Annotated in this window: 20 protein-coding genes; 15 read left to right on the top strand and 5 right to left on the bottom strand. The window is 47.5% G+C overall.

All coding sequences use genetic code 11. The features are described 5' to 3' along the window. The first annotated feature begins 50 nt into the window (after positions 1–50). From Q0P86_RS11850 to Q0P86_RS11840, 3 genes are read left to right on the top strand one after another with little or no spacing between them, the layout of a single operon-like run. A complete protein-coding gene (locus Q0P86_RS11850; protein WP_295039673.1) occupies positions 51–464 on the top strand; it encodes a hypothetical protein in 414 nt (137 codons plus the stop codon). Between the two features lie 15 nt (positions 465–479). Continuing rightward, the gene (locus Q0P86_RS11845; protein WP_295039670.1) at positions 480–1,592 is read left to right on the top strand and encodes an FISUMP domain-containing protein; all 1,113 of its coding nucleotides are present in this window, start codon (positions 480–482) and stop codon (positions 1,590–1,592) included. 23 nt (positions 1,593–1,615) lie between these two features. Beyond that, entirely contained in the window at positions 1,616–2,647 is a 1,032-nt protein-coding gene (locus Q0P86_RS11840; protein ID WP_295039668.1) for a hypothetical protein, read from the top strand. A gap of 74 nt (positions 2,648–2,721) precedes the next feature. On the opposite strand, the gene Q0P86_RS11835 is transcribed toward Q0P86_RS11840, so the two are convergent. Continuing rightward, complete coding sequence (locus tag Q0P86_RS11835; protein ID WP_295039684.1) at positions 2,722–3,855, bottom strand: AAA family ATPase; 1,134 nt, start codon at positions 3,853–3,855, stop codon at positions 2,722–2,724. Between the two features lie 198 nt (positions 3,856–4,053). On the opposite strand from Q0P86_RS11835, the gene Q0P86_RS11830 reads away from it, so the two are divergent. From Q0P86_RS11830 to Q0P86_RS11815, 4 genes are all read left to right on the top strand, one after another. Then, entirely contained in the window at positions 4,054–4,860 is an 807-nt protein-coding gene (locus Q0P86_RS11830; RefSeq protein ID WP_295039666.1) for an FISUMP domain-containing protein, read from the top strand. A gap of 194 nt (positions 4,861–5,054) precedes the next feature. Beyond that, the gene (locus Q0P86_RS11825) at positions 5,055–6,221 is read left to right on the top strand and encodes a fibrobacter succinogenes major paralogous domain-containing protein (RefSeq protein WP_295039664.1); all 1,167 of its coding nucleotides are present in this window, start codon (positions 5,055–5,057) and stop codon (positions 6,219–6,221) included. 331 nt (positions 6,222–6,552) lie between these two features. Further along, positions 6,553–7,803, top strand: coding sequence for a carboxymuconolactone decarboxylase family protein (locus Q0P86_RS11820; RefSeq protein ID WP_295039661.1), 1,251 nt, complete (start codon positions 6,553–6,555; stop codon positions 7,801–7,803). A gap of 73 nt (positions 7,804–7,876) precedes the next feature. Beyond that, a complete protein-coding gene (locus Q0P86_RS11815) occupies positions 7,877–8,395 on the top strand; it encodes a flavodoxin (RefSeq protein ID WP_295039658.1) in 519 nt (172 codons plus the stop codon). 9 nt (positions 8,396–8,404) lie between these two features. Here Q0P86_RS11815 and Q0P86_RS11810 read toward each other — a convergent pair whose 3' ends face one another. After that, on the bottom strand, positions 8,405–8,623 hold the full coding sequence (locus Q0P86_RS11810) for a hypothetical protein (protein WP_295039655.1): 219 nt from the start codon (positions 8,621–8,623) through the stop codon (positions 8,405–8,407). Positions 8,624–8,821: 198 nt separating this feature from the next. On the opposite strand from Q0P86_RS11810, the gene Q0P86_RS11805 reads away from it, so the two are divergent. Continuing rightward, on the top strand, positions 8,822–10,162 hold the full coding sequence (locus Q0P86_RS11805; RefSeq protein WP_295039652.1) for a DUF4143 domain-containing protein: 1,341 nt from the start codon (positions 8,822–8,824) through the stop codon (positions 10,160–10,162). 429 nt (positions 10,163–10,591) lie between these two features. Beyond that, entirely contained in the window at positions 10,592–11,251 is a 660-nt protein-coding gene (locus Q0P86_RS11800; RefSeq protein WP_295039650.1) for a DUF4405 domain-containing protein, read from the top strand. 12 nt (positions 11,252–11,263) lie between these two features. Here the strand turns inward: Q0P86_RS11800 and Q0P86_RS11795 are convergent, their stop codons facing one another. Together Q0P86_RS11795 and Q0P86_RS11790 are read right to left on the bottom strand one after the other, a co-directional pair. Continuing rightward, complete coding sequence (locus Q0P86_RS11795; RefSeq protein WP_294115149.1) at positions 11,264–12,481, bottom strand: ATP-binding protein; 1,218 nt, start codon at positions 12,479–12,481, stop codon at positions 11,264–11,266. 109 nt (positions 12,482–12,590) lie between these two features. Next, entirely contained in the window at positions 12,591–12,905 is a 315-nt protein-coding gene (locus Q0P86_RS11790) for a hypothetical protein (protein WP_295039646.1), read from the bottom strand. 240 nt (positions 12,906–13,145) lie between these two features. Between Q0P86_RS11790 and Q0P86_RS11785 the strand changes: the two genes are divergently transcribed. Next, positions 13,146–14,471 (top strand): FISUMP domain-containing protein, encoded by a 1,326-nt coding sequence (locus tag Q0P86_RS11785; protein ID WP_295039643.1) that lies wholly within the window; start codon positions 13,146–13,148, stop codon positions 14,469–14,471. Then, a complete protein-coding gene (locus Q0P86_RS11780; RefSeq protein ID WP_295039640.1) occupies positions 14,456–14,848 on the top strand; it encodes a hypothetical protein in 393 nt (130 codons plus the stop codon). Before Q0P86_RS11785 ends, Q0P86_RS11780 begins: the two co-directional genes overlap by 16 nt. Positions 14,849–14,954: 106 nt before the next feature. Here Q0P86_RS11780 and Q0P86_RS11775 read toward each other — a convergent pair whose 3' ends face one another. Further along, positions 14,955–16,376 carry an FISUMP domain-containing protein gene (locus Q0P86_RS11775; protein WP_295039638.1) on the bottom strand — a complete coding sequence of 474 codons (1,422 nt, stop codon included), beginning with the start codon at positions 16,374–16,376 and terminating at the stop codon, positions 14,955–14,957. A 317-nt stretch (positions 16,377–16,693) separates the two neighbouring features. Between Q0P86_RS11775 and Q0P86_RS11770 the strand changes: the two genes are divergently transcribed. The 4 genes from Q0P86_RS11770 to Q0P86_RS11755 all read left to right on the top strand — a co-directional run. Continuing rightward, positions 16,694–18,778, top strand: a complete 2,085-nt coding sequence (locus Q0P86_RS11770; protein WP_295039636.1) for an FISUMP domain-containing protein — start codon at positions 16,694–16,696, stop codon at positions 18,776–18,778. Between the two features lie 10 nt (positions 18,779–18,788). Further along, positions 18,789–21,332: an FISUMP domain-containing protein gene (locus Q0P86_RS11765; protein WP_295039634.1), complete on the top strand. Its 2,544-nt coding sequence runs from the start codon at positions 18,789–18,791 to the stop codon at positions 21,330–21,332. Between the two features lie 39 nt (positions 21,333–21,371). Continuing rightward, positions 21,372–23,597, top strand: a complete 2,226-nt coding sequence (locus Q0P86_RS11760; RefSeq protein ID WP_295039632.1) for an FISUMP domain-containing protein — start codon at positions 21,372–21,374, stop codon at positions 23,595–23,597. A gap of 231 nt (positions 23,598–23,828) precedes the next feature. Further along, positions 23,829–24,720: FISUMP domain-containing protein (locus tag Q0P86_RS11755; RefSeq protein WP_295039631.1), on the top strand; the 892-nt coding region annotated here is incomplete at its 3' end.

The following is a 24,720-nucleotide window of genomic DNA, read 5'->3' as shown; positions in this document are numbered from 1 at the left end:
GTTGGCAGGCTGGGAATGTGCTATATTTCGGGGATAGCGAGGTGCCGCCAGTGAGTTTCTTGTTCTTGATTCGCAGTTTTGCCTGCGCCCTGATGATGGATGGCGCACCGGGTGACATCGTGCTGCCGGGCGGCATTGAACAGCCCGAAGCGGTTATCGAGGCCCCGGCGGTGATTGGCGAGATAGAACAGCCCGTCAATGTGACCCCAAACGACGTCGGCTTCTTGACCAAGGCGAGTATCAGGCAGCTTGCCAATACGGAATTTTTCCGTAACCCCGAGACGGGGCTGTATGTGGCGGAAGATTCCGGCGAAATAGTCAAGTCCGTAAACAAGGACTTGATAATAAACCCACAGAAAAATTTTGAAATACAACAGTCCGCACCGCTGAGCGCTGCGGATATTCAAGCCCTGCTCTCCATAGACCCGGACAACCTGGGCGGCAAGGGCGAAACGAAAGTTTAATAATAGGAGTATGAAATGAAAACGATTAAGAAAATTGGCTTTGTGAGTGCTGTCGCGTTTGCGATGTTTGCGCTTTCGGCTTGCGATGACTCATCTTCGGCTAGTTCCGATGAAACAGGTGTTTCCAGTTCTTCGGTCGAAACTTCTGATTTGGATGAGTCGTCATCTTCTGTTGACAAAAAGTCGTCAGGAAATGAATCTACAGAAAAAGACAAGTCTTCCAGTAGTGTCAAGGGTTACGAGCCCGCCGAAGTATCAAGTAGTTCCGCGAAAGAAACAAAGAATTCGTCCGACTCTAAGAGCTCCAGCTCTGTAAAGTCAGATGATTCTTCTAGCAGCAAGAAGGATACGTCTAGTTCATCGGTGAACTCGTCATCAAGCAATAAGCAAAGTAGTAGTTCCGTAAAGTCTTCCAGTTCTTCCATGAAACAATCATCTTCGTCAGTAGCTTCAAGTAGTAGTTTTGTAAGATGGGGCGATCTTCCCCCGAATTTTTCGTATGGTGAATTTGAATATGAACAGCGTATATACAAGTATCTGACTGTGACAGGAAAAGATACTAATAATAAAGCGGCAACAATCAATGTTATGGCAGAGAATTTGAATGTTGGCGAAATGGTTGATGGCGATAAGGACCAAAATAACGATTCCAAGATAGAACGATATTGTTATGACAATGATACGACGAACTGTGTGAAGTATGGAGGGCTTTACCAGTGGGCGGAGATGATGAACCTTCCGTTCGAATGCAATAGTAAGAGCTGTGCCGACTCCATTAAGCCGAATCATCAGGGAATTTGCCCAAAGGACTGGCGTCTTATGACATATAATGACTTTTATATTGTAGTTCACGCAGATGGAAATGATGCTGGTGTGGAAGGTGTTAGATCAACGGGTTTTGGCGGCCTTAACTATACGGGGTATAGTTTAATTGGTGCCGGGTATAATTGGGCGTATGAATTTACTGACGTAGGTAATGGAACATATTGGTTCTACCCACAAGAATCAAAGGATTATGCAAATGTTGGAGCTGTATCTAGTTATCAATGGAAGGCAGAAACTGGTAACCCCAAAGAAGATAAACGTAAAACAAATGGTTTTTCAGTCCGCTGCGTAAAGGTTGACTAACGAATTCATAATAAGGATGACATATGGCCAAGAAAAACTACAATCACGGAATGAACAATTTCAAAATTGAACAGCTTGAACCCCGCCAGATGTTCAGCGCTGACATTGGTTTAAACGATATTGAACAACAGCTGGAAAACATCCCTGACATTGTTGAAAATACTTTGGAAAGTATTGATAACCTGCAAATGTCAAACCTTGGCCTCAATGCGTCCCTTAATTCTGCCTCGGCTATTTTGCCGGATATCGCGACAGATATACAATCGTTAATTTCTGCGGCCTTTACAAGCTATAAGGGTTCTTTGCCCCCAAATACAGAGTCGGTTTCCCTAGATACCCTTGCCGCTGAATTAAATAATAGAATCACGACTGATTTGCCACAGAGTTTTGTTAATCTTTCGTTCAGTGTGCAAAATGAAGATACACTTAAATTGAATCTAGGTTATCAATCTGACGCTGATGTCGGAAACTTGAATATAGATACCGTGGCCCTACAGACGAACAATGTGACCATTTCAGCCTCGGTGTTGGCGAATGTGTCGGTAGAGATTGATTTTGACAAGGATGATGATGAAGTCCCTGCTGAAAGCAGTTCTGATATTGAAATTTCTGCCGATATATCCAATATTAATATATCCGTTCCAAATTTTGGAGGAACGGCGGAATTCATGAATTTATCCGTTTTAGAGCAGAATGATGACGTTGTTTTAGATGACCTTGACGACAATATATCCAGTATTTCAACAACAGTTGAAAGTGCCCTGAATGAAATTGATGGTTTGCAGTTGTCTGGACTTGGCTTGAATGAGTCTCTTGATTCTGCTTCTGCATATTTTTCTGGTGTCGGCTCAAATATACGGTCTTTGGTATATACGGCATTCGAGAACTATAGAGATGCATTGCCCGATGGGACAACATCTGTCCCCTTGGCTGCACTTGTTTCTGGATTGAACACGAATCTCCCAGATCAGTTACCGTCAAATATTGGAAATCCCGTTTTTAGTGCCCCAAATAATGATACACTCAAGCTAGATTTTGATACCCTTGCCGCCTAGTGGGATAATTCCACACTTCACATTGCGTCTGCGTAGGGGCCGGGGAACGCCCAAGGAAGGGCCAAACTTGTTGGTTACCCTTCCACAACCTTCCATTCGCCGATGGTGCGCTTTTCCTGGTCGAACGTAACGCCAATCTTGAACAACTTCTTTGAGTTGCCGTCCTTGGCCATCGTGACGGAATATGGAATCAGGTAACCCTTGTCGTCGATTTGTTTTAACGCATCATCCACAGTCGCGGAAGAGTCCAGCTTGAACTCGAAAATGTAAACAGCATCGGCGGTCTCGACAACGGCATCGCTTCGGCCCGCGGCACTGCATTCCTCGGTACGCACGACGTATGGCGTACACAGCTTGAAAATCAGGAACAGCACCGTCTTGTAGTGGTTTTCGTCCTTGCGTTCCGTATTGTACGGGATGCCGCTCATGAACGCGCGGATGTGAGTCATCGCGTCATCGATTTTACTTTCCCGCAGCGCCTTCGTGAAGCGGAGCATGAACATGTCGTTGTCAACAACGTCGTCCATCGCGTAATAGGGCATCAGCGCCTTCAGAAAACCGAGACGCACTTCTTCGTTCGGGAAGCCAATCGTGTAAGCAAAACCATCAAAATTCTTGATTGTCAAGTACCCGCTCTGGTAAAGCATCGGGATGGGGTTCTTGGCAGTCTCCGTCGGGGCGTCGAACATGTCAAGAGTTGCCTCGAACCCGGTATCGAAAGGCTTCGGGTCCACCTTGTACTTGCGCATGAGCCTGGTCAGAATTGTCGGCGTTCCCGTCGCGAACCAGTAATTGGCAAGTTCGCGTTTGCTCAAAGCGTTTATCAAACTGAACGGGTTGAACACGTCCGGCGAATTCTTGCTGAAGTGGTAGCCGTCGTACTGACGCGTTAGCGCCTCGCATGCACCGTCATAAGTCAAGCCGTTCTTGTCGGCGAGGGCCTGGATCTCGGGCTGCATCTGTGTCAGCACTTCTTCCTTCGTGATACCGCAGATGGCCGCGTAGTCATCGTTCATCGTGATGACCTTCAAATTGTTGAGTTCGCTGAAAATCGAGAGCTGGCTGAACTTGCTGATGCCCGTGAGGAACACGAAGCGGAGGATGCCGCCCAAATCCTTGAGCGGGCTGAAAAGCTTGCGCATCTCGTTCTTGAATCGTCTTCGAGCGTCGAAGGCAAAAGCGAAGAAAAGGGATCCAGTGCGAAGGATGCTGAGAGTTCTTCAAGTGTCAAGAACGGTAAGTTGTCCAGTAGCTCGACCGTTAAGTATTCTTCCTCGAACGGCACCGCAAATTCGTCCTCTTCCAGTGTCATTCAGAACGGAGATAGCCACGAAGGATCCAGTGAGACTCAATCCAGCAGCTCTAGCGTCAAGTCTTCTTCCAGTAAAATCTCTGATTATACTGGTGTGGAATGTGAAACCATAGGGTCCACCTATCGCGATGGGCGAACAGGAATTCGCTATGTATGTGGTGAAGATTATAAGTACAAGGTCTGGGTGCCCGAAGAAAGTTCCAGTTCTGGGCCCTATGAACCGTTCGATCAAACCCTGCCTTTGGAAAGATTATCCGAAAAATATAAAACCTTTACTGACTCGCGCAATGGCCGTGTTTATTATTACTTGACGATTGTCGGCCGTGATACGAACTATGTCAAGGATTCCATACAAGTTATGGCGCAGAATTTGAATATTGCCGATGTCACCTTGAAGGGCGGTGAAAACATGACCGACGACACGAAAATTGAGCGCTATTGCTATAATGACGACACCACCAAGTGCGACCGTTACGGCGGCCTTTACCAGTGGGCAGAAATGATGGGCTTCAATGATAGTTGTAATACAAGGAGTTGTGCCCATTTGATTCAAGAAAATCATCAGGGAATTTGCCCCCAAGGCTGGCGAATAATGAATATTAATGATTTTCAAATAGCTCTGACAAGTACCGATGATCACGCGAACGGCCTTCGTTCCGGTTATATTTTTTCTGGCAGCAATAAGAGCGGACTTTCTCTTACCGGGTCGGGAGCTTATTTTAATCAAGGAGGTTTCGCGGATTTAGATTCAGCGTTTTACATGTTTTATCCCTCGGAATCTGTTTTCCAAGATAAGGTTCTGGCCCTTGATCAGGTTATATCGCGTTATAATGATGGCGCGGGGGCTTCAAGAGGTTCAAAATTTGATGCTCATTCCGTCCGCTGCATTAAGTTGAAATAAATTTTTACATCAATAACAAAAATCCAAGATAATCAACATGTCTAAGAAATCTTCCAAGAAGAACTCTCAAAAAAATTTCAATATTGAACCCCTTGAACCTCGCTTCATGATGGATTTTGCGGTATAAATTCCACATTCCATATTTCACATTGCTTGGTTTGTGGGTGGTGAAAATTTTTACAGGAGATAATGGTATGAAGTGTGTCAAGGGTCTTGGTTTCTTGTGGGTGGCGGTGCTCGCGGCATTCTTTGCCCTGACCGCCTGTGACGATTCGTCGTCGGCGGGTGGTGAGGGCGGTAGCGGCGGCAATCGTGGTGGAATTCCTGACACCGTCGAGACATTCATGGAACTGTCGGACTATGACTGCGGCAAGAGCCAGAAGTGCGTCGCCACATACCTGACGGAATACCATAACATGGCTGTGTGCGATGGTAACAACGGCTGGGTCATCGGGACCCTCATCGAGAAGATGGACTGCGACTTTTCTTCATCGAGTGCCAAGTCGAGCGATAGCAAGTCCAACGATCCCGCCGAAGTGACCGACGACTCCAGCGACAGCAAGGACAATCCTTCTTCGGCAGGAACATCGACCAAGTCCAGCAACTATAGTTCTTCAAGTGTCACCCCGAGCGATGTCGAGGGGTCTAGCAAAACCGCCTGGGATTACTTGAATCCGGACATCGATTATGGAGAGTTTACCGATGAACGAGATGGACAAGTCTATAAGACGGTTAAAATCGGAGATCAGATATGGATGGCCCAGAACTTGAATTATGCTTACACTGGTGTGAAGTTCAGTGCAAAAGGAAATACCTCTGATTCCACTAGCTGGTGCTACGAGAACAAGGTTTCCAACTGCGACAAGTACGGTCGACTTTACACTTGGAGTGCCGTGATGGATAGTGCAGCCCAGTTCATCGAAAATGCAAGAACCACGTGCGGCCATTCCAATCTCACGGAAGGCACCCTTGGTTCGAGATGTAACCCAAACAGTCCACACCGTGGCATTTGCCCAGAGGGCTGGCATGTACCGACGGAACAGGAGTTCAGCACCCTGCACACCTACATCGGTGGTTCCAACACTGGTGGCCTGTTGTTGAAATCCACCAGCGGATGGTACAGTGGTGGCAACGGAACCGACAAGTACGGGTTCTCTGAGCTCTCCGCCGGTTACAGAAGCGGCAGTGGCTATTTCTACGATGAGGGCCGCATCGCCCGTTTGTGGACGGCCACTAATTTCCAGAGCGACGCCGCGATGTGCCAAGGCGTCAACTGGGCTCTCGAAGGCCTCGGCGTGGGCCACGGAGCGAACAACAAGAGAGAAGGGTACTCCGTCCGTTGCGTCAAGGACTCTGAGTAAATCATCTTCGAATTATCATTCCACATCCCACACTACACATTCCACACTGAAATCGCGTTAGGCCTCCAGCCACTTGCAGTTCTACTGCTTAGTGGCTATGGTCCCCTTTAGGGGAGGGCGTCGCACCTTTGTGGCGAGACGCGCAAGCGGCTCGATGAGCCGAGGAACGAGGCGAGCAGCACCCGCCCCGGCCCGGGCCGGGGAACGCCCAAAAGGTCGTGATGTGTCGTTTTCACTATGCATTTCGCGCATACTGAGCATGAAAAAATGGTATTTTGCGGGGCTTGCGTAATTATTTATATTAAATGCGGAAATTTATAAGGAATAAACCATGAAACTAGGGACGATTATGACGATGCTTGGTATGGGTGCGGTGCTTGCCGCATGTGACTGCTGTCCGCAGGGCGAAGCAAAGGCGTTTTCGCAGGACAAGGAACTGCGTGCCGTGATGGACAACTTTACGCGGAACGAGGTTCCGGCGGCGACCCCGCTTGTGGAAAAGCGCGAAGTGGAGTTGATTCGCCTGGTGTCGCTTGTGACGCAGCAGTCGGGCGCTCTTTTGCAAGAAGAAGTGGCGACGGCGCTTGCGCAGGGGCTTGCTCCCGAAGAAATTCTCGAGGCGATTTACCAGTGCGCTCCCTACACCGGGTTCCCGCGGACGGTGGATGCGGTTGAAATTGCCCGCAGCGTGTTCAAGGCGAAGAACGTGAAGGTGGACGAAAGCCGTGCGACGGTGAAGGCGCAGTCCCGCCTGGAGGCGGGTGCCGACGCGCAGGGAACGCTGTTCGGCCAGACTTTCCGCGACATGGCGAAAAACGGCAAGGACGGGATGCCGACTATCAATTACTTCCTTGCGAGCAACTGCTTTGGTGATTATTATACCCGCAAGGGGCTCGACCTGAATACCCGTGAACTTTTGACGATGGCGATTCTCGTGAACCTGGGAACGGAGCCGCAGCTCAAGGCGCATATCGGCGCGAACCTGAAGATTCGTACGGCCGACTACGTGGAACAGGCGATTTACAACTGCTTGTCGTATTGCGGTTACCCGCGCACGCTGAATGCGTTGCGACTGCTCAAGGAAGCGGTGGCTGAGACGAAGGTCGCTGAGCCTGCCGAAGCGAAGGCTGGTGCGACGACTAGTGCTGTAAACGAGACGGTCGCAAAAAACATGCCGGGCAAGGACTGGAGCGTGTTCCCGGTGGGCAAGCCGAACGACGCCTACGCCAAGTATTTCGTGGGCAAGAGCTATCTCGACATGATCAGCAAGGAACAAGTGGGCGTCGGGAATGTGACTTTTGAACCGGCGTGCCGCAACAACTGGCATATCCATCATGCAAAGAAGGGCGGTGGCCAGATTCTCATCGCGACGGCGGGTCGCGGCTACTACCAGGAATGGGGCAAGCCGGCGGTGGAACTGAAGCCCGGCGACGTGGTGAACATTCCGGCTGGCGTCAAGCATTGGCACGGTGCTGCCCCGGATTCCTGGTTCCAGCATTTGGCGATTGAAGTTCCCGGCGAAGGAACGAGCAACGAATGGCTTGAGCCCGTGAGCGACGAAGAATATGCTAGACTAAAGTAACACTCTTCACAACGGGATCACCATCATGAAAAAAGCAATTCTATTCTTGTTAACATTCCTCATAGGAGTCTCGATGGCTGCCGAAAAGAAAGTTCTCATCGTCTATTATTCCCGTGCCGGGGAAAACTACGGTGTGGGAAATATCGCCAAGGGCAATACCGAAATCATCGCCGAGATGATTGCAAAAAAGACAGGCGGCACGCTCTTGCATGTGGAGCCCACGAAGGAATACCCGAAGGGCTACGACGACTGCATCAACGTGGCCAAGAAGGAACTTGCGCAGGACGCGCGCCCGGCCATCAAGCCGGTGAGCGTGAATCCCGAAGACTTTGACGAAATTTACGTCGGCTATCCGGTGTGGTGGGGCGAAATGCCCATGCCCATGTTCACCTTCTTCGAGAAGTATAATCTGAAGGGCAAGACGATTCACCCGTTCATGACGCACGAAGGCAGCGGCCTTTCGGGAGTAGCGAAGCTCAAGAAGGTGACCGGCGCGAACGTGACTGCGGGCCTTGCCATCTACGGACACGTGGCCCAGAATGAACGCGAAAAGGCCCAAAAAGAAGTGGACAAGTGGGTGAAGTTGCCCTGAAATTAAGGGTTATTCAACCCAGCGGAAGCCCTGGCGTTTCATACAACTTGTTATGAAACTTCCCTGCGCTATATGGTCCTTGCCTTGCTCATATTCGCACTGTGCGACCGCATTCTCTGTTTCGTATTCAGATACTCCCTGTTTGTACCAGCCGTGAGGGGCTGCGGCACAGGATGTCAGGACTGCCATAAAGGAGACTGCGGCTACAAATTTTAACAACTTTATCATAAAAGCCTCGTTGGTATATGTTTACTCCATCCTAAATGTAAACAAAAAAAAACAATGTCAAGTGTTTTTTGAAATTTTGGCAAATTTTTACATTTTTGATACGATTTACCAGCATCAGTTCGAGATTTTTGTGACGAAATGCGTTAAAATGGCGGGAAAAATGTGATTTTTTGCTAAAAATAACCTATATTTTTGTGTATGGAATACACTCTCAGACGAAAGTTGGACTCTTTTTTGGTCGATTGGAAGGCAAATCCCGACCATTTGCCGCTCATTATAAAGGGTGCTAGGCAGGTCGGAAAAACTTCTTCCATTACGCATTTTGCGAAGAACTACAAGAGTTTCATCTCGATAAACTTTATCGAGGAACCAAAGTACAAGAGAATTTTCGAGAAGGGCTTCAAACCGGACACGGTTATCCGAGAAATTTCGTTCTTGAATTCGGATTGGGAGTTCATTCCGCACGATACGCTCATCTTGTTCGACGAAATGCAGGAGTGTCCCGATTGCACCACGTCGCTCAAGTTTTTCAAGTTGGATGGCCGCTTCGACGTCATCTGTTCGGGTTCGCTGCTTGGGGTGCACTACAAGGAAATTTCGTCAGTCAGTGTCGGCTTCAAGGAAGACTATGAAATGCATTCCCTAGATTTCGAGGAGTTCCTTTGGGCAAAAGGCTACAAGCAGGAGCAAATCGATTCCATCTACGAACATATGGTATCTCAGACACCATTCTCTAACATCGAATACGATGTATGGATTGAAAATTTCAGGGAATACATGACCATCGGGGGAATGCCCGCCATTGTAGACAAATTTGTATCACAGAAAAATTTTTCAGGGGTGCTGGCGGCGCAGAAAAAGATTCTCCAGGACTACGAGGACGACATCACAAAATACGCCGAAGGACTAGACAAAGAAAAGATAAAGAATGTCTATAACCACATTCCCGTTTTCCTTGGCAAAGAGAACAAGAAATTCCAGATAACGAAGGTCGCCACCGGGGCGCGTTCCAGAGAATATGTGGGGACAGTCGAATGGCTGAACGATGCGGGCATCATCAACCGTTGCTACTGTCTGGATCAGCCAGAACTTCCGCTAAAAGGCAACTACAAGCCTAATGACTTCAAAATTTATTACCGCGATACGGGACTGCTGATTGCTTCGCTCGACGACGAAGCCCAAGAGGACTTGCGCGCAAACAAGAATTTCAATGCGTACAAAGGCGCTATCTACGAAAATGTCGTTGCCGACATGCTCGTAAAAGAAGGTTACGGGCTCTACTATTACAAGAACGAGAAATCCACCCTTGAAATGGATTTTTTCGTGCGGACGGCTAGTTCACTGGTACCCGTAGAAGTCAAGGCCACCGACGGGGCAAGCGTTTCGCTAAACAACTTGATTACAAAGGAAAATTACGGCGACGTAAAGTTCGGCATTAAACTGGCGAACAAGAACATCGGCTTTAACGGAAAATTCTACACCATTCCGTACTTTTGTACATTCATGCTCAAACGGTGGCTGAAAACGATTAAGGAATAGAAAGTCAGCCCGAAGAATCATATTCCATTCATTATTTTCACACCAAATGTAAGCAAAAAAAACATTGTCAAGTGTTTTTTGAAATTTTGGCAAATTTTTACAAGCGGATTGGTGAATTTGTGGATTTTGGGAGTTGAATTCCCAAAATCCATAAAATTATGTATATTATATACATGTTTAAGCGAGAATTGACCGAATCTCTGAAGGGCATGGCGCAGAAATCCGTGACTTTATCTGCATTAGGGATTTTGACAGGTTTGATATTTTCGTGAAACACCTGGCTGGGCGGGTAGGGCAGATTTTGAATACGTCTATGCCGACGGAGTTCTTTTATTTCCGTATAGAGTCCGGGACTGAATTGGATTTGTTGTTCAAGAACGAAGGTTGCTGGAAAAATCGTTGGAAGCCTTTAACAGTTGAGGACGCTAAATGGGTAAAATAATCCGCTGTTCAATAGACATCGCGATGACGGTCGCGACGCTCGTGCTGATGGGCGGCAATTACTTCTTTGAATCGACTGCGGTTCACGAGGTTTTAGGCGTTATTTTATTTGTTCTGTGGGCGGTGCACATCACGCTGAACCGGCGATTCTTTCTTTCGTTGTTCAAGGGCCGTTACAACGTATTCCGCATCTTGCAGGTGGTCGTGAATTGCGGAATCCTTTTGTGCGCGATTTTCTTGATGGTGAGCGGAATTATGCTCTCGAACCATGTGTTCGCTTGGCTCGGGATTGAATCGGGCGCAAGCTTTGCCCGCACGGCGCACCTGCTCGCAAGTCACTGGTATTACGTGTTCATGTCGCTCCACATCGGGTTGCATGTGAGCCTGATTGCAAACCGCTTGGGACTTGCGAGTGCGTTCAAGTCAAAGGCGGCGCTTATCGCAACCCGCATGGTTGCCGCTCTCGTGGCGGGCTACGGAATTTACGCCTTCGTAATTCGCGGGCTCTGGAAATACATGTTCCTGCAACAGCCCTTCTTCTTCTTTGACGCGGAACGCGGTTACGCACTATTTTTCGCGGAGTATGTCGCCATCGTCGTGCTCTTTGCCGTCGCGGTGCATTATGTGGCGAAACTTATGAAGGCGTAGCAAATAGCGGGCTTAAAACTTACCCACAGGCACAACTTTGATGATGTAGCCTTTTTTTTCGATAGTTCTTTCCTCGTTCCAAGTCACAATAGTCAGGTTGTCGCAGCCTAGTTCTCCAGCACATTCGACGATACTGTCCACTTCCCGCTTTATAGTCTTTTCTTTGGACATGTCGTAGCAAACCTGAATAAGTTCCTTGACCTTGTTGCCTTCACGAAGTACAAAGTCGGTTTCCTTGTCGTTTCGGGAATGGTAGTAGAACAAAGTCTTTTCGGTGTCGTACCCGCGATGGAGCAACTCCACAAAGACCTGGTTTTCCAGCAGTTTCCCGAGATTATCGCTCAAATTAAAAGCCTTCGACGCAACAAAACCATTGTCAACCACATACACCTTGCGGGGCGCTTTTTTCATCAACTTTAGTTTGTTATTATACCTGTCCAGATAATAAAACAGATACGGTTCGTGCAAGTAATCCATGAACTTTTTTGTCGTGCTGACGCTAGAGAGTCCTAGGTCATCTGCCACGTCATTGTAGCTAAATGTTCCCGTGAAATTGGACAAAAGAAACATGGCTACATTGTTCAAGTCAGTTGCGTTTCTGATCTTATGTCTTCTGACAATATCCTTGTACAGAATGGAATCGAAAAGGGTCTGTAAATAACTTTGGGTAATAGATCTTTGAGTAAAAGTCTCCGGATAACCGCCGTTTTTCAAGAAGTCGTCCTGTATTTTTTCTGCATTACCCAAGCGGTCTGCAAACTGCGATGCCTCGGCAAGGCTAAATGGCAGCATGTTGATTTCAAGGTAGCGGCCAGTTAGTACGGTTGCCATTTCTCCAGAAAGCATTTTGGCGTTACTGCCGGTTATGACCAAATTCACGCCACGTCGATAAAGTTTATTAACCCAGACATCCCAGCCGTCAATGTTCTGCACTTCGTCCAGCAGCAGGTACTCGTAATTCGGATAAATTTCGCCAAGCAACATCTCGGCCTGCTGTTCGTCCCACTTGTTCAATAGTTCGTTGTCGTCAAAATTCAGGTAGGCAAAATTTTTGCCCCGCAACATCAAAAGGGCCTGGGTGGATTTTCCGACACGTCTCGGACCCGTCAAAAGTTTGATGTTCGGGCTTTTCAGCAATTCGTCAAAGTTGTATATGGTTTGACGGGGGATATACGGCAGGCTGAGAAGTCTGTCCCGTTCCTTGCGCTGGTTTTGTATGGCTATCTTCATAGGGAAACCGTCCTTTACCCCAAAAAATAGCTTTTTTTGTTCAATAAATGCGCTGTATTGGATAAAAAATGTACTTTTTTATCCAGTTTGACTAAAATTTTGACGATTTTCACCAGTTTTCGTAGCGGTGTCCCGTATCGAGTGCGGCAATTTGCTTCATTTCGTCGTCTGTCAACTCGAAGTCGAAAATCGATATGTTCAGCATTATCCGCAAATCCTGAACGCACTCGGAATCTCTGGAATAGAAAGTGCCCCATGTAGCTGGATATATACGGGGAAAGACGGCGCACAATTCGACCTTCTGATCGACCGCATCGACAACGTCATCAACATCTGTGAAATGAAGGTCACCGATGCTTACCTTCGTGACATCGCTCGGTCTAAAACCCAATTCCTGCGCCAGGCAGATTCCAAAATCAATCACTTTGGACGTCTTTTATAATTCGCCAAATCTACCATAAAATGCCTACATTTGGTAAGTTATGACTCCTATATGTCCTAAGTTGAGTCATATAGGAAATTTTTGACGGAAAACCTTGAAAAAAGTTGTTTTTCTGCGTTATTCTGGACTTTCGACTTGTTTCCTAAATTTTACAATAGGGGGGGGGTAAATGCCATTTCCATTGCTATATTTGAACAGGTAGACTATAGACGGGGATGTTTTATGAAGAAGTCTTTCCAGCGTGTCATTGCGACCCTGAACTTGTTTCAGGGGAAGCAATCTCTAACCATCTTCTTGTTGGCGGCAATCTTTGCCCTTTGGGGCTGCGGGGACGACGGGTCGTCTTCGCCGAAAGGGACGGGGCTCCCCGCCGAAGTGGCCGACATGGAAGAACTAGAGACCTACGGGTGCGGCATGGGTGTCATCGGCGAGAAGGTCTACGTGACCGAACTCGAAGAGAACTACGAATGCGACGGCGAGAAGTGGTTCAAGTCCTACGACCAGACAAAGCCGAATTCTGCAAAGTCGTCGAGCAGCGTGAAGGCTGGTGGCTCCAGCGACGAAGTCGATGACGAAAATTCCCCTGATAGCGAGAAGGGTAGTTCTTCAAGCGTCGCTCCGAGCGATGTCGAAGGGTCTAGCAGTTCTGCAGAAGTAGATGACGGGCTGGGGTTTGAAGTTAAGGAAACCTGCACCGAAGTGGGCGCTTGCGACGCCATGGTCAAGACCGACATAAGTACATGGCACTTTGTGCGCAAGGATGCTTTTGGCGACGATGCCGAATATACCTACGCTGCGGACGGCAAGGACCTCATCATAACAATCAAGAACGCCGATGGTTCCAAGAACAGCAAGACTTACTCCATGTACAACATGGAATCTGAGGTTGGCATGGAAATGGCCTTCAACGCCGCAAAAGCTACCTGTGAAGACGGCGGCGGAAACGATGTTGTTACAAAGACCTGCGTGCAGGATACGGTGTACTCGTCGGTTGGCATAAAGTATGGTTCATTACTTGACGAACGTGACGGTCATACTTACAAGACGGTTAAAATTGGCGACCAGACTTGGATGGCAGAGAACATGAAATTCAAATGTGAAGGCCGTTTCTGGGTTGCTGACAGTGAATATTTCTACACATGGACTTCGGCTCTTAACGACGAAAAACTCTTTGATGAAGACAATCTCCCCCGTATTGTACGAGGTATATGCCCCGAAGGTTGGCATGTTCCTAGTCCAGCCGATTTTGAATCTTTGCTTGTTTATGTGGGAGGGGGAGACTCAGCAGGAATCAACCTAAAGAGTGTTGATGATGGAGGTTCTGACATTTATGGATTCTCGGCAAAACTTATCGGCTATTACAGTACCTGGTATCGTAAAATACAAGATGCGGGAGATCAAGTGAATTTCTGGGCTGCAGATAGCAACAACGCGCGTGAGGGATACGCAATCGCTCTAAAAATAGGAACATATTTTGGGAAAAGTGTCGGAAGGATTGGAGATAGTGCAAGTGATTATGGATCCCCGGTCCGTTGTCTAAAAGATTAGACGGTAGAACGTTTGGCGTGACGCTCGATCCGGGTTTCAAGCGGCTGCTGAAAAACGAAGTCGCGATGGTAAGTTTCTTGAACGCCATCCTGCACTCGGACGATGAAATCAAGAAGAAGTATCCGTCAAATGACCCGAAGGATGTTGCCGAGCGTGAAAAGCGCCGCTATGAAATCCCATACGTGTTCTCGGTCTGGATTTGCAATTTCCCGATCAATTTTGATGAAAATTATCGCGACGCCTGGAGCATCTACAGCGAAAATTCGATTGCAAAGAACGCTGCCCGACCAGTTACCGAAAAAATTAAGTATATTATTATTGATCTGGTTCTATCTGCTGAAGCATGCCGGGAGCAGCGACAAACTCCCTGCTTTTAACGCTCGCGTGCTTGACGACGCCGTCGCTCGCATCACGGTTGACCCGGGCAACGACAAGGAACTTTTGGAGGCGCAAGTGGCTTGCGCTATCCATTACTTTGTTATTTTAATAATCCTTCACGCAACGAGCGTAGAGCCCATGAGTAGAACTGCCCATCTCTAAATCAAAATTTTTCCCTATCCAGCTATATTCATAGTATAAATTATAGAGCTTATCAACGTATGTCGTATCCAAGGTGAAATTTTCAGCCTCAACAGAATCGGTGTAAACTGTATCAATTACCATTCTTACCTCCAAAGAGTCTTCGCTTGTCCAAAACTCGGTTTCATTGAAGGGACTCTTTTCCACTTTCCCCAAAAACTTCCTAGTCGGCAACATGGTAAAACCGGTCGTATTCGTAGGCTTTACCTCAGAAGGATCCCAATAGGAATTTGTTGCCATGAGGTTTCCCATATTATCTGCGACCGTGAACAAATCTTGCCATTCAGCCACCGACGGCACATGCCAGCCACTAGGGCAGATTGAATCTCTCTGGCTGCCATAATAAACACGTCCTATTGAATAATACTCAATTGTATCCTGACGGTCACGCAGATATTTTCCTGGTGCATATCTCAAATTTTCTGCCATCCAGGTATAATTGCCGATTTTTAGATATCCGTAAACATTGCTGTCGCGTTCATCTGTAAAATAGCTGTATTCAAGATCGCCGTTGAAATGATTTTTTGCTCCGTTCAAGTCATGGACCAATTGAGTTTGCGCTATTTTTATGGAATCAAGACGGTTTTGGCGAACACTTTGAAACTTTTTCATGGCATCGGCGGAATCCACCCTGGAACCCAAAAGACAGCGAACATACATTTCAGAAGACTTTCCTGAAAAATTGGGTTCAAATGGCTTACGGTCGCCTAGATCGATGGAATAGCAGACTGCCATTCGGGAATTGGATTCGTACTTGTATCCGTACTCCGTATCGATGCGAACACCATAATCCGTAGATGTACTGGTCCAATAAGTGTTGGAGCCGCCCCAACCATGTTCAGCCAAGCCACAGAATGTAGTGGAATCGCATTTAGAGGTTACCAACGTCTTAAGCTCGTCAAACTCAGCCATGGTCGGCAAATGCCAGCCCGGAGGACATATTCCATCGTTATACAAGCTATCATCATAGTAGGCAAAATTCATTGCCACTTCATAGGAATACTTGCGTCCAGACTCACCATCAGAAGATTGCTCAACATTGTTTGTTGCCATCTTCGGATTCCACAGCGTGTCGTAGAAAGCTAGATTTTCGGCCATCCATACTTGAGTACCGACCCGAGCAATTTTATAGGTTGTTCCATCACGCGGGTCAACCATGGAGCTCATTTTGACGACGCCGTCTTTTGTTCCTGAATTCTCAAAAGAATTTTTGTCGCCGGAGCCAGTCTCGTCTTCACTACCGGAATTGGTACCGCTGTCGCCGCAGGCAATTAGCGTCAAAGCAAAGCCAAGAGCCATAGTTATCGGGAACAAGTTTTTTTTCATTATGCCTCCAAATTTATCTAGTACAATAGTACACCTAATATAACTAATGGAAAATGTTCAACCAGGCCTTGCAGAGCCGTAAAGTGAGTTCTGCAAGCCCATTTGTCAAAAACAGCAGCTATGGCAATAGCAGAAAGAAGAATCAGTTTTTTTCATATTTTGCTTCTAGAGAATTATGATGTGGAGGAATATAGTTTGAACAAATAAATTGTGCAAGACATTTTGTTGGGCTGTTTCTTGCAAAATTTCATGAATTGACTATGAAAACAGCCTGGTTATTTTCTACTATTTAGTTGTAAAAGAACGAGGAAATTTTTATGAAGATCAATTGTTTTAAAGCATTGGCTCTTGGGTGCGCAGTACCAATCTTTATGGCACTCGTAGCCTGCGGCGATGATAGCGGTTCTGGTCCATCCAAGGAAAGTTCCGAACAGTCAAATCAAGATGTTTTGGATACGGTTCCGCATGAATCCTCGTTTGACAGCCTGAACGTGGGAGAGTATTACGATTCCAGGAGCGGCAATACCTATGCTTTGGTGCAGTTCAAAACGTACCAGTGGCTCATGAGCGACATTCATTACGATACGTTCTCTGCCGGCCCCATGTGTTACGACCTGGATGATGCGAACTGCGAAAATTTCGGCATGCTCTATCGTGCTACAAAGGCGGAGAAAGCTTGCCCGGAGGGCTTTGAAATTCCATCGGAACAGGATTGGAAAGAGCTGAAAAACTACAGAAGTTCGCTAGACAAGGAACAACAGTTCGGTATGAACATCAGGATGGCTGGCTTTTGTACCGAGGCCGACGACGGTGAACTGAACTGCCAAAGGCAAGGTTCGAAATCGTTCTACCTGACGGCGAACAATACCGTATTCGTGACAAATGACGGGTTGACCGGTTCCCTTGTGCCTGTCGAGAATAACGGTTTCTATTCGCTACGCTGCATTTCTAGAACCTACATAGTGAAGTCCGTAGAAAACCTCCCTACCTGCGATAGCGCTTCTCAAATGAGTCTCGGGGAATTCTATGTGACGGATGCCCAGAGTAACTACCGCTGTAACGGCTCCTACAAGTGGGTTGACAACTTCAATAGTGATTGCGAACATGTAAGAAAGGGCTATACCTCAGTAGTCAACGACACTACCTACATTTGCAAATATGGTTCCTGGGAAATTGCAGAAATAGATGACGTGGATCTTGAGTGCGGCGCTGCAAATGACGGCTCTACAACGAAGTTCAACGGCGTTAGCTATGTTTGCCAAAATGATTCCTGGCGCAAGTTTACCGCTACAGAAATAAAGCTTGGCCTATGCAATGCCGAAGCTCTTGGCTTTGTCGGCTCCATTGAAAATGACAATTACTATTGTGATTCTACAGGGTGGCGCAAGGCTTCTTTTGAGGACATTGTAGGGGAATGCAATAAGAAAAAAGAAGGGCAATATATTCCGTACAATGGGGATTATTATGGTTGCAACGATACCGGCTGGGTCCGCCTTTCTGATATTGAAATTGAATTCGGCTTTTGCACAAGCGAGATCGCGGGTGCGCTAGATACGCTAAATGAAGTTATCTATGTGTGCAACGATTCCCTGAGGTGGAGGACGGCAAACCTTGTCGATGTCTATGGCAAGTGTACTGAAACCCGCAACGGAGATTCCGCAACATTCAATGAAAATCGTTATGCCTGCGCGGACACTTCTTGGCGTGCGTTTACCACCCTTGAAAAAACTCTTGGGAAAATTTGCTATAGCAAGAGGTTCGGTTCACTGGAGAAGGATGGGTACAACGCCTATTATGTTTGCGATTCTACCGGCTGGCATTCTGCGGGGGCAAGCTACATTTCGAAGGTTCACGGGGAATGTACCGCTGACAGGGCATACGATATTGTTGACTGGACTTCTGGCGGTTACACTTCGCCAACAAGATACTACTGCTCTACAAGCGGCATTTGGTCCGTATCTTCTACGCTAGAACAGAAGATCGGCTTGTGCCAGGCAAGCAACCGTGGCGAATTCAAGGTGTATAACGGCAGTAACTACATGTGCGATTCTACGGGGTGGAGAATCGCTACAGACAAGGATTTCCTTGGAAAGTGCGACAACAGTAACCTGGGTGCGACCAAGAAGTATATCAGCAAGTATTATGGCTGTTCCGAAAATGGCTGGGTCGTTACTACGGCGCTCAACTGGAGCATCGGGACTATGTGCATGGAAAATTTCGAGGGCAAAACGGCAACCTATGCCGGGGCAAGCATGGTATGCAACGGCAGCAACTGGGTTTTGTCTGGCGACTTGACGCAGGCCCTTGGCGCATGCGATGAAATAAACTATAGAAAGCTTGTTAATGGGCTAGACGGCCAGCGCTATTTCTGCAACGGAACGTCATGGGCTATTTCGAAGTAAGGAGTGAGACATGTTAGACAAGTTTATCAAGACTATTTGCATTGCCCTTTTATCCATTGGCTTTTTTGCTTGCAGCGAAATTTCTAGCAGCGCACCAGATGAAGAGGAAATTTCGTCTGGGCTTGAGTCCTCCGACAGCGATTCCCCGGAATCTAGCAGCGACTCTAAAAGTAGTTCTTCTACAAAGTATTCTTCGACTACGCATATCGATATTTCTGAAATCAATATCGACGAGGGCTTTTACCTGGATGAAAATACAGGCATCAAGTACAAGACGGTTACGGTCGGCCCGTTTGTTTGGCTTGCAGAAAACATTTCGGTAAAGCCGAAGGTTATCAACAGCACCTGCTACGGTAACGATGAAAAGTCTTGCGAAAAGTACGGCAGGCTTTACAGACCGTTGGATGCGGGGGAGCTGTGCCCGGGCAACTTTAGGCTACCGCTCAAGAGCGAATGGGAATACCTTGTGCGGAATGGAAGAATTTTTGATGAAAAGCTTGGAATTACGCTTGGCGGATTCTGCAATACTTCGGATTCCTCCGGTTGCATTGGCGCCGATTCCGTAGGTGCATTCATTACGGCAAAGAACAAGGCCTACCATATTTCGAAGGATTCAAGCTACGCAACGGAACAGGACAACATGACCTACTATTCGCTGCGCTGCATGAAATACGCCCATGTGGTTGCAAAGTTTGAAGATCTTCCGGAATGTGACGACGAAGCGCGTACCCTTGTGGATTCTTTTTATGTATGGAGCATAAAAGACGATCTGCATTGCGGGGAATATGGTTGGAGGCCCGTTTATTCTTCGAGTATCTTTGCTGACCACTGCGACGATGCCGGTGCACTGTTCAAGAGCGATACTGCCATATTCGTTTGCAGAAGCAAGCGCTTTTACAAATCCGAAACATGGACCTACGCAGCACCAGTCGATCTTTACGACTGCGATGATTCCATGCGTGATTCCGTCATGACTATAGGCCCCATAACGCAGGTCTGTGAAGAAGATGGCTGGAGATCGCTCGAGGAAATTGAAAAAGTCCATGGATTCTGCAAAAAGCCCAGCCAATATAGGACGGAAATGTTCCAAAACCTTCCATATACCTGCGATGAAAATGGCTGGAACTTGTCGCTACAGACAATCTTGAGTTCCTCTTCGATCAATATTTATTCCAGTTCTTCAAACCCGGCGAGCTGCACCAAGGAACTTTCTGTAAAGGTTGACGGCAATACGGCAATGCGTTGCGAAGCCGGAAGCTGGGTCGCTATTTCTGACACCGTTTACCTTGGCGTTTGCAACCAGGCGAATATGAACAAGGTTACCGCAATCGGAACCAAGTCTTACCAGTGCCGCACCTACGGCTGGCAGCAGCTTAGCAGCATTGAACAATCCATTGGCGCATGCACCGACACTACCTTAGGCAAAATCAAGACGTACAGGGACACATCCTATTTGTGCAGAATCGAGGTTCCGTCATCGCAGTCGCAAAACGTACAGTTCTCCTGGGGAAAAATAACAAACGATGTAGCTTCCCTTGGCGCATGCACGGCTGACCTTGTCGGCACCATAAAGAAAACTGCAAGTGGAATTTCTTACAAGTGCACGAGCAATTCATGGGTTGCCGCTTCGGTAAGCGATGTTTATGGGAATTGTTCTTCGACAAAAACTAAACTGTCGGGCGTATTCAACGGAGTCGAATACATTTGCGACATCGACCGCGGATCGTACCAGTGGTATGCAATGCAGCCGATAGACTCGGTAGCAGGCTACTGCGCAAAACCCAGGGCAAACTTGCTGATTAGCTACAAAGACGTGTACTACATCTGCTCTGGAACCCCCGACCCTAATGTTTGGAAGGAAGCTACAAGGGAGGAAATACTCAAGAAGTGTACAACTGCGCTGGAAGGTGCTATTTATTCCGACTCAATGGTTACCGCCAAGTGCACGGCTAGTTCATGGAAGGCTGTTTTGACCGAAACTCTCAAGGACCCTCGCGATGGAAACGTTTACTACACAACTACTTTTGACGGAAAGACCTGGATGGCCGAAAACTTGCGCTACAAGGGCGCTGGAGTAGATCGTTTCTGGTATCCAAACGACAACATCAAATATGAAAGCAGGGGCCTCCTTTATCAATGGCACACTGCTATGCAGCTTGATTCCATCTACGACAAGACTATCCTTGGATATGACCAGATAAAGCCACAATGGCAGGGACTTTGCCCGGCAGGGTGGCATATCCCGGATGAAGACGAACTATCGTCGCTTAGAAGAGCTGTGAACAATTCGGAAATTCCTGTATATGCAATCGGCCTGAAAGTCGCAGGGACTGGCTTCCGTTACCAATGGTATCGTAACGGCATTGATGTTGTTACAGGTTTTGAACAGATAGATACTGCCGGCTACTTTTGGGGAGCTAGCTTTGCTAACAGCAAAACTACGATAATTTCGGATGTCGTGGATTATGACAATTTTTCGACCACAACTCCGGAAATGAACATGCTCAACAGCAAGGTTTTCGCTCATGGCGTCCGTTGCGTCAAGGACTACTAGGGAGGTTGAATAATGAAGAGCTATCCTAAATTATTTTTCATGACAGCAATGCTCTTTGCCTTTGCTGCATGCAGTGATGACAGCGCAAGCGCAAGCAACAGTGGCGAAGAAAACCCGGAATCCTCCAACGACCTTGAACAGGAATCTTCCTCATCGGCTCAGAGCAGCTCCTCTTGGAAGGAACTTTCTTCGGCGGTGGTCATTGACATTTCGCAGTTCAAAAATGACGACACCACGGTTGTCGATTCCGTAAACAACGCAGTTTACAGTACAGTCGTTATTGGGCCCTACAAGTGGATCAAGGAAGCCATCCGTATCGAAAGCGATAGCGTCAAGAGCACCTGCTACGACTATGATGACGACAATTGCGAAAAATATGGAAGGCTCTACTACAACAGGTATAGCATTGGCAAAGTATGCCCAAAGGGATACAGCCTTGCAAGCAGGGGAGCATACTCCTATTCGGCGGCAAAGCTCGAACTTTCTACCGGCGGCTACTGCCAAAAGAACGATACGTTGGCCTGCAAGAACCTTGGAACCTACGGCTATTATAAAACAGGCGACGGCTATGCGTTTGTCATAGACTCCCTTGGCAAAAACTTCTTTGAAGATGATTCTTCAAACGGTTTCTATTACGCCAAGTGCGTAAGGCCGCTCGGCTTTGTGGCGAAGTTCAACGAGCTCCCTGCATGCGAAAGCTACAACCGCTACGAAAATGTCTTCGTGGCAGAAAAGGATTCTAGCTATGAATGTGGCAGTGACAGCTGGCATGCTGTTACAGGCACATCCGCAAAGGCATGTTCCGATACCTCGGCCAGGTTCTGGTATGCAGACACAATGCTTGTTTGCACCAAGAACGGATGGAAAGTTGCCGGTCCTACAGAAATTGGCGAAGTTTGCCAGCCCGAAATCCGCTATAAGCAAGTGGAAATCAGTGGACGCACCTACGTTTGCGAAAACTGGTACTGGACGGAACTTGTCGGCCTCAATAAGGAACTTGGCTATTGCTACCAGGATATTTATGGAAAACTGGATACTGCAAAAACTGGTGAAGTCTATGCATGCCACGGCAGTTCCTGGGAAAAGCCATACATCAATGACATCTACGGCAAATGTGACAGCAGCAATGTTGGCCGAGTCGTTACATTCGATTCTGTACAGCAAGTGTGCCCGTCAGCACAGCAAGGCTGGAGACAGCTGACCGAAATAGAAAAGGAAATTGGCCCATGCACCGATTCAAGCTACCATAAAGTCGTGCTCTACGAAAAAGACTCCACGGTACGTGTCTGCGAAAAGGGAACCTGGAAAATCGGAGACTATACATGGGTCTTTGAATCATGCAATACAAGCAACCGCGACATGCTCGATACTTTGTTCGGAACTCCGTACAAGTGTCAGTATTCCACCTGGAAAAGACTGAGCGACTTGGAAAGGCAAATTGGACCTTGCCTGAACAAGAATAATGGCGAACAGGTTACGGTATCGGATACTGTATTCCTTTGCAGTGGCGGACAATGGACCAAAAAGACAAGCCCAGGTAGTTCCAGCAGTTATGCAAAAAGTTCAAGCAGTTCCGCCGTGAGCTCAAGCAGTTCAATACAAACCATGCTCTCGGTTCTTGGGGAATGTAATTCCGCACGCATTGGCGAGCTCGTTGATAACGGACTCAACAAGACAAAGTGCACCGCAAACGGTTGGGAATACCCCTACGGAACATTAACGGATTCTCGCGACAACCATGTTTACAGAACAACAGAAATCGCTGGACGCACATGGATGGCGGACAACTTGAAATACAACGGCAGCGATGTTGATGAAAGTTTGTGCCCGGGCCTTGCCGAAAGCAACTGTGAAAGCATGGGCCGTCTCTACAAATGGCACACAGTCATGAAACTCCCTGAAAATATCGACTATTCACAGCAACAGGATTCCACACTGTATCTGAAGGCTCAAGGAATTTGCCCGACTGGCTGGCACGTTCCGTCGTATGAAGAGTGGAAAGACTTGGCGAATGCCATTGATTCTACGGTAGGTTCCTATTCAAACTACAATGACTATGTTGGTTTCCCTAAAATGCTGTCAGGGTATATTTCAGAAACCAAGGTGGCAACTGGGTATTTGAAAGATTCGAATTTTCGCTCCTCGACAATTTTCTTAGGTGCTTCAACCACGGATCATTCATATAGCATGAATTCCAGTGCTAGACTGCATGCTTCATCAATATCGCGAAGCGCATCACTTTCTCTCCGTTGCATCAAGGACTGATCAAAATCAAAATGAACTTTTTGTGTCCACTTTCCTTACAGCTGTAAAATGCAAAAGTCAAGCAGGAGACCATCTAAAACAGCCTATATGTAACAGGGTGTTACATATAGAAAATTCGGCTAAAAATGTGTGAAAAATGAGGGGCGTTTGAGGGAAAATTGTTGTTGCGGGCGGTCGGGAGTCGCTTGGTTCTTTTCTACTATTTAGTTGTAAAAGATCGAGGAAATTTTTATGAAGTTCGGTTTGTTGAATGTTTTGGCGCTTGTAAGCGTTGTTCCGCTCGCTGTTGCGCTCAATGCCTGCGGCGATGATAGTTCCACTAGCGGGTCTAGCGATGGCGGCAACCGTGGCGGTATTCCCGATACGGTGCAGACAATGAATGAACTGCTGTCGGACATACCTTGCGGCAAGAGCCAGAAGTGCGTTGCCACCTACCTGGTAGAATATCACGGCAAGGCTGTGTGCGATGGCGAGGATGGCTGGGTGTTTGGTTCACTCATCGAGAAGATGGACTGCGATTTCACGGAATCCAGCGACGAAGGCGATGACGAAAATTCCCCTGATAGCGAGAACAGCAGTTCTTCTGCGAAGTCTTCTTCATCGAGCGTGAAATCAAGCAGTTCTTTTACCTCGTCATCCTCGACGAAACCAGAGAATCCTGCGTCCTCCTCCAGCGCAAAGTCCAGCAGCAACTCGTCGAAGCCCTTGTCGAGTAGTAGCGAATATGTGCCGTTTGATCATTCCCAGACACTTGGAAGTATAGGGCAAGAGGGCGTTTATAAGACATTTACTGATTCGCGCAACGGACGCAGTTACTATTACATGGAGTTCAAGGGTGTAAACAGGCAAGGCGACTCGGCGACGGTCACTGCCATGGCTGAGAACCTGAATATTGGAGAGATGGTCGCCGGCGACAAGGACCAGGCTGACGATTCGAAGGTAGAACGCTATTGTTATGACAACGACACCATCAACTGTGACCGCTATGGCGGTCTCTACCAGTGGGCGGAGATGATGAAATTGCCCAGCGAATGCAATACCAAGAGCTGTGCCGACAGTATAAAGCCAAACCACCAAGGTATCTGCCCCGACGACTGGCGCCTGCTCACCTACGATGATTTCG

The sequence above is a fragment of the uncultured Fibrobacter sp. genome (assembly GCF_946062555.1).
In the GTDB taxonomy this organism is placed as follows: Bacteria; Fibrobacterota; Fibrobacteria; order Fibrobacterales; family Fibrobacteraceae; genus Fibrobacter.
The sequence above is the reverse complement of the archived record's forward strand: the minus strand, read 5'-3'. Positions and strand labels throughout refer to the sequence as shown.